We start from the raw sequence: 13,285 nt of genomic DNA on the forward strand, positions 1-13,285 counted from the left end.
GGTGGCGTTTTCTGCTGCGCTGCAAGATGTTACGGGACGATTCAGCTGGTAACGTCGTTTTGACCAGCGGTGTCATTGCCGCTCTCAACCCGCTATTTCACATTGTTCATGGACCCTTGGGAGGGGAGGACATGCAATTTCGGACCACCAGCCGGAAGACACCGGTTACCTTGCTTGCGCTGTCGATCGGCCTGGCGCTGAGCGGCCAGGCTGCCGCACAAGACGCCGCCCAATCGCCCGCCGAGCCCGCCGTCGACCTGGACACTGTCACGGTGACCGGTTACCGCGCCAGCGTCGAGAAGGCCCTGGACATCAAGCGCGGCGAAGCCGGCGTGGTCGATGCCATCGTGGCCGAGGACATCGGCAAGTTCCCCGACCTCAACCTGGCCGAGTCGCTGCAGCGCATTCCTGGCGTGGTGATCACCCGCGACGCTGGCGAAGGCCGCGCCATCACGGTGCGTGGCCTGGGCCCGGAATTCACCCGCGTGCGCATCAACGGCATGGAAGCGCTCACCACCGTGGGCGCCGGCGACCAGAGCGGCGGCACCAACCGCGGCCGTGGCTTCGATTTCAACGTCTTCGCCTCGGACCTGTTCTCGCAGCTGATCGCACGCAAGACGGCCTCGGCCGATGTGGAAGAGGGCTCGCTGGGGGCCACCGTCGACCTGCGCACCGCGCGCCCGTTCGACTACAGCGGCTTTACGTTTGCCGCCAGTGGCCAGGCGGCCTACAACGCCATGGCCGAGAAGGCCAACCCGCGTGTGGCTGCGTTGATCGCCAATACCTGGGCCGACAACACCTTCGGCGCCTTGCTGTCAGTGGCCTACACCGAGCGACAGGTACTGGAAGAAGGCTCCAACACCGGCCGCTGGGCCAACGGGACGAGCAACGGCAACTTCAGTGCGGCATCGCCATTTGCGGCCGCACGCTCGGCCGACGTGTACCACCCGCGCTTCCCGCGTTATGTGCAGATGGAACACGACCAGCAGCGCCTGGGCGTGACCGGGTCGTTGCAGTGGAAGCCCACCGACCGCACCACCATCTCGCTGGACGCGCTGTACTCCAAGATCGACGCCACGCGCGATGAGCATTACATCGAGGCCATCTCCTTCAGCCGCGGTCGCGACAGCGGCACGCCGCGCCGCGCCGACCGCGACGGCAAGCCGGCCACCATCGTGCGCAATGGCGAGATCCGCAACAACGCGCTGGTGTACGGCGAATTCGACAACGTCGATATCCGCTCGGAAAACCGCCACGACGAGTGGAACACCGAGTTCAAGCAGGTCAGCCTGGATCTGGAGCACCGCTTCAGCGATGCCTTCTCCGTGTCCGGCCGTGTCGGTACCTCGCGCTCGGCGCACGAGAACCCGGTGCAGACCACCATCATCATGGACAAGTACGACGTCGACGGGTACAGCTACGACTATCGCGGCAACAACCGCGCGCCGGTGCTGAACTACGGCATCGACCCGACCAATCCTGCCGGGTGGGAGCTGGCCGAAATCCGCCTGCGTCCGCAGACGGTCGACAACGATTTCGATACGGCGCAGATCGACTTCAACTGGAACATCAGCCCCGGCTTCCGCCTCAAGGGTGGCGTGCTGGCCAAGGACTACACCTTCAGCACGGTTGAGCTGCGTCGCGCCAGCGAAGTGTCGGTGCCGACCTTTGCCAATGGCACCCGCATCGTGCCGACGGACCTGACCGAGCAGGCAGGCCTGAAGGGCATCAACGGCAGCCCGTCCAACTGGGTCGTTCCCAATCTGGATGCCGTGGCCAACCAGCTCGGCATCTACAGCAACACCGGCACCTACGCCGTGGCGCCGCGTGCCAACAACACCCGCAGCGTCGAAGAAAAAGACCGCGGCGTCTGGTTGATGGGCGAGTTCTCCACCGACCTGGGCTCCATCCCGCTGTCGGGGAATTTCGGCGTGCGCTATGTGCGCACCGAGCAGGAGTCCACCGGCTATGCGTTGATCAACAACGCGCCGGCGCTGACCACGGTGGGCCGCAAGTACAACAACACGCTGCCCTCGTTCAACCTGGTGGCCGAGCTCGCGCCCGACCTGCTGCTGCGTCTGGGCGCGGCCAAGGTGATGTCGCGTCCCGGCCTGGGCAGCCTCACGCCCGGTGTGACCGTGGCCGTGGCCGGCGGCGCACGCACCGTGTCAGGCGGCAACCCGGATCTGGATCCGATCGAAGCCACCAATGTCGATCTTGGCCTGGAGTGGTACTTCAACGAAGGCGCGATGCTGGGCGTCGGCGTGTTCTACAAGGACATCGAAAGCTTCATCCAGACCGCACGCGAAGTGCGCCCCTATTCCAGCAGTGGCCTGCCGGCCTCCTTGCTGGATGGCACCGGCGCCAGCATCAACGACGACTTCACCTTCAGCATTCCGTTGAACACGCCCGGTGGCGAGTTGAAGGGCGTGGAAGCGAACTATGTCCAGCCATTTACGTTCCTGCCGGGCAAGTGGGCCAACCTGGGCGTGCAACTGAACTACACCTGGGTGGATTCGCAGATCCAGTACCTGTCCAGCACCGGCGCACCGGTGATGAAGAACGACCTGACCGGGCTGTCGCGCTCGTCGTGGAATGCAACCTTGTTCTACGAGGGCGAGTCCTTCGCCGGCCGCATCTCGGCCACCAATCGCGACGATTACCTGACCCAGGCCCCCGGCACGGAAGCGGGGTTCAACGTGGATGGCGTGCACGGCATGACCGGCACCACCATGATCGACGCCTCGCTGCGCTACAAGATCAGCAAGCAGCTTGAGTTGAGCCTGGAGGGCATCAACCTCACCAACGAAGCGTCCGACGAATGGGTGTGGTCGCCGCAGACCGGCGAGTTGCCGCTGCAGTACACCGAAACCGGCCGCCAGTACTTGCTGGGCCTGCGCTACAAGTTCTAAGTGCAGCCAAGTCGCGCCAAGAGATCTCCGTCCGCTACGTACATCGCGTAGCGGGCGCGAGATCGACGGTGCAACGCATCTGTACGACGCACCGCTGGCCGCATACCGCTGCACGCAATGCAGTGGTGATTGCAACCCGCCCACGCCGCGCACAACGCACCGCCCTGGTCATCGGCGTGCGTCCAGTGGCGACCAAGGTGCGATGCACGCGCAGGCTGGCACCGCGTAGTCTATGCAGGCCATCGCGGCGCCGGGCAAGACATGTGGCAGACCCGTGCCGGCGTGGGGCTGTCATCCCCATGCAGTTTCGAATATTCGCCGCGCGGTGACCCCGTGCGGCGATGCTTTTTGAGGAGTCAGGCAGTGAGCGTGCAGAAGTGGTGGACGAGTGTGCTGTTGTTGATTGCGCTGCCGATGCGTGCGGCCGCCGCCGATGCACCGGAATTGTTGTTCCGCGTCTCGGCCGACCAGAGCCTGCAAGCCGATGTCGCCCGTGGCGATGGCGTGCCCAATTTCCGCGACAAGATCGCGCTGGTGCCCACCGGCAAACGCGGCAACGCCATCGAGTGGGCCGACGACGGCGTGCTGTCGTGGAATGCGCCCGGCAACCTCTACACCCAGCGCGGCACCCTCAGCTTCTTCTGGCGTTCGCGTTACCCGGTCGGCGAAGCGCCGTTCGTGATCTTCCGCGTCGGCTACGCCGATCACACCAGCTGGGACATGGCCTGGCTGCGCATCGACTGGAACGGCCACGGCTTCGATGCCTTCGTCACCGATGCCAATCTCGCGCGCACCCGCGTCTCGTTCAAGCTCGACAGGAATCCGGCCGCCAGCGACTGGACCCACATTGCGTTTGCCTGGGACGAAACCCGCGGCGTGCGCCTATATGTCGATGGCAAGGAAGCCGCACGCGCAGACTGCGGCGCGCCTTGCGCCAATGGCGGTTCGCTCGATTACGACGCCGCGCTCGACCAGTTCGGCCTCGCCGGCCGCGTGATGTCGCCGCACCAGGTGCAGAGCCGCTATAACTTCCTGCGCGGCAGCGACTTCGACGAGATCCGCATCTACGACCGCATGCTCGACGCCGGCGGCGCGGCCGCACTCGCGCGCCTGCAGGAACCCACCACCGCACCCGCCATCGCTGCGGACGCGCAATACGCCGCCTTCCTGCATCGCTACGGCTGGGACAACGGCCATGCACCGCCCGCATTGACCGCACCGGTCACGCGCATCCGCAAGGTGGAATTCACCGACGCGCGCGACCTCAAACAATGGATGTGGAAGGCCACCGACGGCATCGCCGAAACCACCTGGCCCGGCGTCTACAACCGCTCGCGGCTGCCGGGACGCAACGACTACTTCCAGCTGCCCGACTGGAACACCTATGTCGAAGGCGGAAAAGCGCTCGACCTTTCCCTGCCGGACGAACCCTTCAACCGTATCGAACTACGCGGCGCCGCCTACGGCCAGGCCACCTACGCTGCACCTAATGCACAGCCGCAACCCCTGTTCGCACGTCAACAAGGCGTGGTGCGCAGCCTGGATCAGTTCGAAGAACACCGCGGCGGCACCCTGCGCTTTGCCAACACCGCGCAAGAAACGCCCATCCAGGAAATCTGGGCCTACAACGTACAGCCGGGCGAGGTGCCCAAAGGCAGCGCGCAACTCAGCTACACCGTGCGCAGCGACATCCAGCCCGACTACGACAACCTCGCCGAACTGCGCGGTGTCATCGCCGGCCGCTACCCGCCGGGCGAGCGCCAGACCGTCATCGCGTTGCCCACCAAGGCGCCGGCACGCAAGCGCCCCAGCGACAAGACCGCAGTAACGAATCAGCACCCCATCGTGCACATCCTGGTGCCCTCCAGCCTGGGCGACCCGCCGCCGGATCAGCCGCTGATGCGCAGCTGGTCCTACGGCTGGGAAAACATGCACGACGGCCTGGACGGCATCGCCATCACCTTGCCGGCGCTGAACCTGCCAGCCACCCACAACGGCAGCATCCCGCTCAACATCCGCATCAAGGACCCCATCTGGCCCGCGCGCGACATGATCGATGTCTCGGTCGCAGTCGTCCCTGGTCAAGCGCGCACGCTATGGCTGGATCTGCGCGACAGAATCCTCAGCAACGACAGCCTCATGCTCAGCATCGCCGCCGCCGCACCCGGCTTCGACGCCAACGCGCTCGACGGCACCCAGCTGCAGTTGGTGTTCAAACCGCGCGCCGAGGCCATCAAAGAGCACGTTGCCGACCGCTTCAACCAGGTCAAGGACAACTGGGGCTTTTTGGTCGAAGAACACACCACCTCCAAGCGCCAGCTGCTCTACAAACGGCTGGATGCCGACATCACCGATCTCTTGCGCGTCGACCCGGACCATGCCCTCGGCCGCCAGTACTGGAACGACATCAGCTACGCCAACCAGAGCGAATTGCCGGTCGAGATGCCGGCCGTGCCCAAGGGCGTGCCCGCCTGGGCGTTCTGGCAGCTGCAGGACCTCAGCGCCACCCGCCGCTACATCCGCTGGTGGATCGAGCAGCGCCAGGTGGCCTACGGCGATTTCGGCGGCGGCATCTCCGACGACTCGGACCTGGTGCAGCAATGGCCCGGCGTCGCGCTGATGGGTGTGGACCCGGACATGCTCAACGCCTCCATGCTGGCGCTGTCCGATGCCAACTACCGCAACGGCATGTTCACCAACGGCCTGTCCACCATCGAAACCGACGAGCTGCACTCGTACGAGGAGGGCATCAACCTCAACAGCGCCCTGCTGTACCTCAACTGGGGCGACCCGCGCACCGTCGAGCGCCTGATGCAAACCGTCAAAGCCTTCGACAGCATCATCCAGGTCAACCCGCAGGGCCACCTGTTGTTTGCCAGCAACTGGTTCGGCGGCCGCAAGGTCTACCGCGAACCCAACTGGCAATGGCAAAAACCGTACTCCTTCCCCATCGTGCACCCGGCCATCCTGATGGGCGGCTATAACGCCGACCCCAACAGCCGCCGCATCGTCACCGGCCTGGCCGACGGCTATCTCGCCCACGCCTACACCAACGCCAAGGGCAACTGGGCCCTGCCCAACGAGATCAACTGGCAAACCGGCAAGACCCGCGGCGGCGAGCTGTTCGAAGGCAGCGGCGGCGCCGACACGCTGCACACTTTCTGGGCCGCCTACCGCTTCACCGGCGAAGATCGCTATCTCAAACCCATTAACTACCGCGTCGCCAACAGCGGCCCGAACGGTTTATCGCTGCTCAACGAAAACTTTCTCGACGTCATGGGCAAGCGCAATGACTGGGCCAGCAAGTTGATCGACGCCGCAAACAAAGACGACGGCAGCGCCCCGGACTTCCCGCACCATGTGGCCTGGGAGCAAACCGGCAACCTGGATTATCTCGCCGCCATTTACCGCAGCGAGGCAAGAGAGAAACTGCAGAACTTCTACATGAACACCGAAGGCCACTGGTGGAGCGACCGCGTGGAATCCCCCACGGTCAACCTGCAACGCGCACGCCTTGGCGGCGTGGCCCTCAAGCGCAACCAAACCTACCCCGGCCACACCGTCAGCTGGCGCTTCGCCGATCCAGAAGCCGCCACCCAAGTGGCCATCGCCATCCCCGCACCAAAGCAAGACCGCTTCACTGTCATCGCCTATAACACCTCCAATAAAACTCAGCGCGCCAGCATGACCGGCTGGAACGTCGCCCCGGGCCAATGGCGCATCACCCAAGGCGTGGACAGCGACGGCGACGGCAAGATCGACGGCACCGGCACCACGCGCGAGGTGGCCTTCGAGAAAAGTGCGGCCATCGACATCGACTTCCCCGCAGGCCGCACCACCATCCTGCAGCTCGAACGCATCGCAGCCACCACCCCGGTCGAACTGCGCCCAGACCTGGGCATCGGCCATGGCGACGTGCGCGTAACCGCAGATGCCATTGAAGTGACCGTGCATAGCCTTGGCCACGCCGATGCACCGGCGGGGTTTGTGGTGTTGGAGGATGGGCGTGGGAAGGAGTTGGCAAGAGCCGCGTTCCCGGCGCTTGCCGCACCACGCGACCTGCAGCCAATCACCACCCAGGTACGCCTGCCGCTAACCAACGCCGCGAATCTAAAATCCGCGCACCTGCGTGTGATGACCGAAGGCAACGCCCCAGAGATTACCGGCCTCAACAATAGTCTCGCTCTACCCACCCCAGCCAAGCCGGCAACCGCAGAAAATAGCCAATAACCCAACACACCAAGCCCTTCTCCCGCACGCGGGAGAAGGTGCCCGAAGGGCGGATGAGGGCAAAGCCGATAAAGCCAGCGATCAGTCGCGTAAGCGCATTGACGCAATCCAAAAACTCGGCGAGGATCAAGGTGTGAAATATTAATGCAGCCGCAAAGCCACACATTTCTTCAGGGGGAAGAAACAATGTTGAGCAAGGCATGGAGCATCGTGGCACTGACTGTGGCTGCGCTGGGGATGCGGCGGAACACGTGGTGTCAGAGGGACATAGCTGAAAAGTAGTGAACTTCAAGCCCGTGGCGATTTACCACGATCAGGGAGTCAGCGAGAATCAGGTCATGTCGCGCCTTGACGACCCATTAGAAGTTAGCCCGCAATCACGATACGGAGATCCCTGATGGCCCTACCAGAAAGCTACACATTGAAGCCTAGCGCTATACCTGCGTACTTCGATGCAATGCTGGATGCACAGCCCCCGGAGCGCTTTTCACTAAAATTTCTTGAGAATCTTGGATTCACCTCGACCAATGACCGGTTGTTTATTGGCATTCTTAAAGATTTGGGGTTTCTGAATCGCGATGGTGCGCCGCAGGCTCGATACTTCGAATTTTTAGATAAAAGCCAGTCGAAGAAGATTGTGGCGGATGGAATTCGGGATGGCTACTCAGAACTTTTTGCAATAAATACCAAAGCCAACGCGTTCTCCGTTGAGGATGCGAAGAATAAGCTGCGCACGCTTTTCGCTGGCAAGAAGACAGAGCTTGTGATATCTAATATTGCAAAGACGTTTAAAGCGTTATGTGACTATGGTGACTTTACTGCCCCAGCGCCACTTAAAAAAGAATCCCAAATCGATGGAGAGCAGCAGGTGACTCCAAAGCCCGCTGCCCAAGCTGAAAAGAAGGATCAGGAGCAACGGCAGTCGGTAGGCAAAATTCAAGTGTCGGGTTTGCAGTACCACATCAACATCGTGCTGCCTGAAACACGGGATCAGGCGGTGTTTGATGCAATATTCAAGTCAATGCGCGAGCATCTTGGATGAGCCACTTGGACCTTTACTCATTTGTCTATAGAGCGGTTCTCACTGAGGAAGCTTTAGACAGGAATGGGCGCCAGCGCCGCGGCCACTTCGGCCAGGAGGAAGCACGAAGTGTGCAGCGGACTCTTTCTTATGATTTCCTTGACCCTGACCTCTTGAACGAGGCGCAGCGAATGTCGGTTGTTTACGCTGCAATTCATGCATTCGAGAACGCCGTTCGTCTATTGGTAACGAAAGCTATGGCGGAGGAGAACGGTGAAGCTTGGTGGACCAAGGTTCCTGAGCGAATTCGAAGAACTTCGAAAACTAGGATGGAGGAGGATGCAAAGCATCGCTGGCACGGGGCGAGAGGCGTGCAAGAGATAAACTACTGCGACTTCAGTGACCTTTCTTCGATTATAGTTACGAACTGGGAAGTGTTTGATGACCTGCTCGGCAACATGGAATGGGCTAAGGCCACACTCACAGCACTTGAAAAAAGCCGAAACATAGTGATGCACGGGGGGTCGCTTGCCAAGGAGGACGTAGAACGTATCGGCATGAACATCCGTGATTGGATCCGGCAGGCGGGCTAGTATTTAATTAAGATCGAAGCCGCTTCGCGGCGCGAATTAATTTGGGCGTTAGGCATAATGAAAGACGTAAAAGATAATGGGCCCAGGTTGAGCTACCCCCGATTTCTCGGACAGGTTAATTAGGGAACAACAACCATCTTCTCGAACTCGGCAGGCGAGCGGTAGCCCAGCGCACTGTGCAACCGCTGCCGGTTATAGAACACTTCGATGTACTCGAACACCTTCCCGCGCGCTTCGTCGAGACTGGCGAAGCGCTCGTGGTGCGTCAGTTCCTGCTTGAGCGAACTGAAGAAGCTTTCCATCACTGCATTGTCGTAAGGCATGCCCTTGCGACTCATGCTCGCGACTAGCCCGGCTTCCTGCAATTGCCGCTGATACGCACCGCTGTTGTATTGCGTGCCCTGGTCGCTATGGTGGATTGCGTCCTTCACTGGCCGCCGGCGTTGGAGCGCCATGGCCAGTGCAGCGCTGGCCAATGCCTGATCGGCCCGCTGGCCCATCGCCCAGCCCGCGATCTGCCGGCTATGCATGTCCAGCACCGCCGCCAGGTACAACCAGCCCATCCGGGTCGGCACGAAGGTGATGTCCGCCACCCACACCCGATCTGGCCCCGGACTGTCAAACGGCCATGCCAGCCGGTTAGGCGCCACCGCTACTCGCTGGTATGTGCTGCGCGTGCGCAGATAGCGTTGCCGCCGTTTGGTGCGGATCGTAAAGAGTAACGGGGCAGAGTAACGGGGTCAGGTTCACATATAAAGTCAACCTGGACCATCCCCGATTTCTCGGACCGTTTAATTAAGGAACATCCGTCCTTTCAAACTCGACCGGCGAGCGATAGCCCAAAGCACTGTGCAGGCGCTGGCGGTTGTAGAACACCTCGATGTATGTGAATAGCTTTGCGCGTGCCTCGTCGAGGCTTACAAACTGCTCGTGGTGCGTCAGCTCCTGCTTGAGCGAACTGAAGAAGCTTTCCATCACTGCGTTGTCGTACGGCATGCCTTTGCGGCTCATGCTTGCCACCAAGCCCGCCGCCTGCAACTGCCGCTGATACGCGCCGCTGGTGTACTGCGAGCCCTGATCGCTGTGATGGATGGTGCCCTTTGATGGTCGACGGCGTTGTAGTGCCATCTCCAACGCCGCACTGGCCAGGGCTTGGTCGGCACGAGCGCCCATCGCCCAGCCCGCAAGGTGACGGCTGTGCATGTCCAGTATCGCTGGCAGGTACAGCCAACCGCCGCGGGTGGGCACGAAGGTGATATCGGCGACCCAGACCCGATCACGTCCAGGGCTGACGAAGGGCCATGCCAAGCGGTTCGGCGCCACGATGGCGCGTTGGTAGGTGCTACGCGTGCGCAGATAGCGCTGACGGCGCTTGCTGCGGATGCCGTGCGCTCGACGCAGTCGCTCTACCCGATGCCGGCCACAGGTTTCACCTTGCTGGCGCAGGGCTTGCCACATGCGCAGGGCACCATAGGCTTGATACGTCTGCAGGTGCATGTCTTTGATCCGCTCCAATAGCCGCGCGTTCTCTTGCACACGCGTTCCAGGACGACGTCCGCGCCACGCGTAGTAGCCGCTCGGATGTCGACTCCCCGTAAACTTGATCCAGCCATAACTAGAGGTCTCCGGGCACACTAGCCATCAAGGAGACCACCAATGCGCAAGAGCAAGTTCACCGATAGCCAGATCGTCGCCACGCTGAAGCAGGTCGAGGGTGGCCGCCAAGTCAAGGATGTGTGTCGTGAGCTAGGGATTTCCGATGCGACGTACTACGTCTGGAAATCCAAGTACGGCGGCATGGAGGCCGCTGATGTGCAGCGCCTTCGCGACCTGGAGACCGAGCACAACAAGCTCAAACGCATGTACGCCGAGCTGGCGATGGAAAACCATGCATTGAAGGATGTCATCGCAAAAAAACTGTAGACCCGGCGCACAAGCGCCCGCTTCTGGCCTGGCTCATCGAGCAGCATGGCTGGAGCGAGCGCCGGGCCTGTTCGGTGGTTGGCGTGGCGCGCTCGACGATGCGCTATCAGCGTCGTCCCGATCGGGATGATGAGGTTATCGCGCTGTTGTCCGAGTTGGCCGAGCGTTTTCCTGAGCGTGGATTTGGAAAACTTTTTCAAATCATCCGCCGTCGCGGACATGTGTGGAACCACAAGAGGGTCTGGCGCGTGTATTGCCTGATGAAGCTCAATCAACGTCGTCGCAGCAGGCGCCGGGTACCGACGCGTCATCCACAGCCGCTGGCCTGCGGTGATCGACCCAATGCTGGATGGTCGATCGACTTCATGTCCGATGCGTTATGGGACGGTCGGCGTTTTCGCACGTTCAATGTCATCGACGATTTCAGTCGGGAAGCCTTGGCGATCGAAGTGGACCTGAATCTTCCGGCCGCCCGCGTCATCCGCACGTTGGAACGCATCGCAGCTTGGCGCGGCTATCCGAACAAGCTACGTTTGGACAACGGGCCGGAATTTGTCGCGCTGGCCTTGTCCGAGTGGGCCGAGCGTAAGGGCATCGCCTTGGACTTCATTGAACCGGGGCGTCCGATGCAGAACGGTTTTATCGAACGCTTCAACGGCAGCTACAGGCGCGGCGTGCTGGACATGCATCTCTTCCGCACGCTGAGCGAGGTCCGCGAACAGACCGAACACTGGCTTGCCGACTACAACCAACAGATCCCGCACGACAGCCTGGGCGGACTAACGCCCGCTGAGTTCCGTGATCAACATCAACCGCAGACCTCTAGTTTTAGCTGGCATTGAATTGCGGGGAGTCGACAAATCGGCGATACGGTTCAATGAAGAGCCCGTCTCTCAGTGTTCCAGCTGCCGGCGGTAAGAACAGGGTTGGCCTGCTACGTAGTCAGCTCAACCCAGTTGCCAGGGGGACTAGCCCACAAACGCCTGCCGATGATCGCGAACAAAGTCATCGAATGTATGCGGCCGCTTCCCGGTGAGCCGCTCGATCTCGAACGTGGGATCGATGTCATGATGGCCTGCCACCACATCTGCGAATTGCACGGTCAGGCCCTTGGCCATCCACGGCGAGTTGCCGGTCGCACGCATCAAGACGCGAAACACCGGCGTTGGCAGGTCGAGATAACGCACCTTGCGCCCGATGATTTTCGATAGGCGCGAGGTTGCTGCCTGCATGTCGAGCGTCTCGGGACCAGTGAGGAAATAGGTTGCACCTGCGTGCCCTTCTTCGGTCAGTACCGTGGCCGCCACGCGTGCGATGTCGCGGGTGTCGATCCACGACACGCTGCCCCGGCCGGCTGCCATCGGGAACACGCCCTTGGCGATCGGATCCTTGAACCACAGGAAATTCTGCATATACGCGGTAGGCTTGAGGATGGTCCACGCGATGCCTGAGGCGCGCAGGTGGTGGTCGATCAGGGCATGCGATTTCGCCCACGGCACCGGCGAACGCACGTTGCAATCGGATGCCGACACTTTCACGATCCGACCGATGCCGGCGCGCTTGGCTGCATCGATGGCGGCCGTCTCCTGAGCGACTTGCTCGGGAGTGGGCGGGGTGATGAGAAACAGCGTGTGGCAGCCCTGCATTGCGCCTTGCAGCGTCTCGGGTGTGTCGAAGTCGCCCAGTACGGCATCCATGCCCTTCTGCTGCAGGTTGTCCACCTGCTCCTGCTTGCGGCACATCGCGCGGAATGGCGTGCCCGCTTGCTGTAACTGCCTACACAGTTCGCCGCCGATACCACCCGTGGCACCTGATACCAGAATCATGATTGCATTACTCCTGCAGTTTGACGATGGAACTGGAAGCGCTGGGCACTTCACCCAGATACTCCGAGATGACAGCGCTCATCTGCTCAAGCGTGCGGACGGCATCGCGGATGCGATCGATGCCGATCTTGTCCGCGATTGCTTGATCGACGGGGGCAACGGCGTTTTCAGCGCCGTTGACGGCCTTGATGCCTGCGCGGGTAAGGACAACGAGCTTGGCGCGTAGGTGATGGGGATTCGGCTGGAACTCGACCAGCCCCTGCTCGGCAAGTACATCCACGATGCGCTGCACTGCCTGCCGGGTGAGGCCCATGTTGCGTGCAATGGAAGCAGCGGGCAGCGGCGCTGGTGCGTAACGCAGCGCGGCTAGCACCTGCCACCACGCACTGGTGAGCCCCAGGTGGGCAACCAGCTCGTTGCCAGCGCTGACCAAGCGGCCATTGGCCGCGAACACTGCTAGCGCCAACTCGCGGACATGCTCGTTGTCGGTCTGCATACGAAGGCTCTTTCTCAAGTCGACAACATGTTGTCAATTGAAAAGTGAGCTGCGTGTGATTGTGTAGCGTAAGGTCTGGTTACGAGACATGGCTCGCTACGAATGAAAAGCGGGCCGCTCGGGTACTTCGTCTTGCGAGCGCATCTATGCAATCGACGCAGACCGGCCGAGCATGCTTGGTGTCGAATGCAGAGAGACTTGCCTGCAAATCAATTGAAAAATAATCAATGGAATGGTTTTAGCGGTCCATTGTCATTGGACGAACACGTAGCGTGAATGCAGCA

Annotated in this window: 9 protein-coding genes; 5 read left to right on the top strand and 4 right to left on the bottom strand. The window is 61.4% G+C overall.

Translation table 11 applies throughout. The features are described 5' to 3' along the window. Window positions 1-131 precede the first annotated feature (131 nt). From ACDH77_RS00620 to ACDH77_RS00635, 4 genes are all read left to right on the top strand, one after another. The gene (locus ACDH77_RS00620) at window positions 132-2,912 is read left to right on the top strand and encodes a TonB-dependent receptor (RefSeq protein WP_014088948.1); all 2,781 of its coding nucleotides are present in this window, start codon (window positions 132-134) and stop codon (window positions 2,910-2,912) included. A 363-nt stretch (window positions 2,913-3,275) separates the two neighbouring features. Beyond that, window positions 3,276-7,142: a LamG-like jellyroll fold domain-containing protein gene (locus ACDH77_RS00625; RefSeq protein ID WP_372353670.1), complete on the top strand. Its 3,867-nt coding sequence runs from the start codon at window positions 3,276-3,278 to the stop codon at window positions 7,140-7,142. A gap of 397 nt (window positions 7,143-7,539) precedes the next feature. Then, the gene (locus ACDH77_RS00630; RefSeq protein WP_005921208.1) at window positions 7,540-8,184 is read left to right on the top strand and encodes a DUF5343 domain-containing protein; all 645 of its coding nucleotides are present in this window, start codon (window positions 7,540-7,542) and stop codon (window positions 8,182-8,184) included. Continuing rightward, on the top strand, window positions 8,181-8,756 hold the full coding sequence (locus ACDH77_RS00635; RefSeq protein ID WP_031420563.1) for a Swt1 family HEPN domain-containing protein: 576 nt from the start codon (window positions 8,181-8,183) through the stop codon (window positions 8,754-8,756). The genes ACDH77_RS00630 and ACDH77_RS00635 overlap by 4 nt, the downstream gene beginning before the upstream one ends. Window positions 8,757-8,875: 119 nt before the next feature. Here ACDH77_RS00635 and ACDH77_RS00640 read toward each other — a convergent pair whose 3' ends face one another. Together ACDH77_RS00640 and ACDH77_RS00645 are read right to left on the bottom strand one after the other, a co-directional pair. Further along, a complete protein-coding gene (locus ACDH77_RS00640) occupies window positions 8,876-9,406 on the bottom strand; it encodes an IS3 family transposase (RefSeq protein WP_372353671.1) in 531 nt (176 codons plus the stop codon). Between the two features lie 145 nt (window positions 9,407-9,551). Then, complete coding sequence (locus tag ACDH77_RS00645; RefSeq protein ID WP_372353672.1) at window positions 9,552-10,292, bottom strand: IS3 family transposase; 741 nt, start codon at window positions 10,290-10,292, stop codon at window positions 9,552-9,554. Window positions 10,293-10,412: 120 nt separating this feature from the next. Between ACDH77_RS00645 and ACDH77_RS00650 the strand changes: the two genes are divergently transcribed. Beyond that, window positions 10,413-11,521, top strand: a protein-coding gene (locus tag ACDH77_RS00650; RefSeq protein ID WP_087944180.1) for an IS3-like element ISXca2 family transposase whose coding sequence is annotated in 2 segments (ribosomal slippage) — window positions 10,413-10,665 and window positions 10,665-11,521 — 1,110 coding nt in all. Because the reading frame shifts where the segments join, the coding sequence is not laid out codon by codon here. A gap of 126 nt (window positions 11,522-11,647) precedes the next feature. Here ACDH77_RS00650 and ACDH77_RS00655 read toward each other — a convergent pair. Beyond that, window positions 11,648-12,505: an SDR family oxidoreductase gene (locus ACDH77_RS00655; RefSeq protein ID WP_372353877.1), complete on the bottom strand. Its 858-nt coding sequence runs from the start codon at window positions 12,503-12,505 to the stop codon at window positions 11,648-11,650. 7 nt (window positions 12,506-12,512) lie between these two features. Continuing rightward, complete coding sequence (locus tag ACDH77_RS00660; RefSeq protein ID WP_372353673.1) at window positions 12,513-13,001, bottom strand: MarR family winged helix-turn-helix transcriptional regulator; 489 nt, start codon at window positions 12,999-13,001, stop codon at window positions 12,513-12,515. Window positions 13,002-13,285 lie beyond the last annotated feature (284 nt).

This window comes from Xanthomonas axonopodis pv. maculifoliigardeniae, from assembly GCF_041519315.1.
In the GTDB taxonomy this organism is placed as follows: Bacteria; Pseudomonadota; Gammaproteobacteria; order Xanthomonadales; family Xanthomonadaceae; genus Xanthomonas; species Xanthomonas euvesicatoria.

Excerpts from the sequence above, each read along its gene's own strand:
- ACDH77_RS00630 (WP_005921208.1), top strand. The coding sequence starts at position 7,540 with ATGGCCCTACCAGAAAGCTACACATTGAAGCCTAGCGCTATACCTGCG.
- ACDH77_RS00660 (WP_372353673.1), bottom strand. The coding sequence starts at position 13,001 with ATGCAGACCGACAACGAGCATGTCCGCGAGTTGGCGCTAGCAGTGTTC.
- ACDH77_RS00635 (WP_031420563.1), top strand. The coding sequence starts at position 8,181 with ATGAGCCACTTGGACCTTTACTCATTTGTCTATAGAGCGGTTCTCACT.
- ACDH77_RS00620 (WP_014088948.1), top strand. The coding sequence starts at position 132 with ATGCAATTTCGGACCACCAGCCGGAAGACACCGGTTACCTTGCTTGCG.
- ACDH77_RS00655 (WP_372353877.1), bottom strand. The coding sequence starts at position 12,505 with ATGATTCTGGTATCAGGTGCCACGGGTGGTATCGGCGGCGAACTGTGT.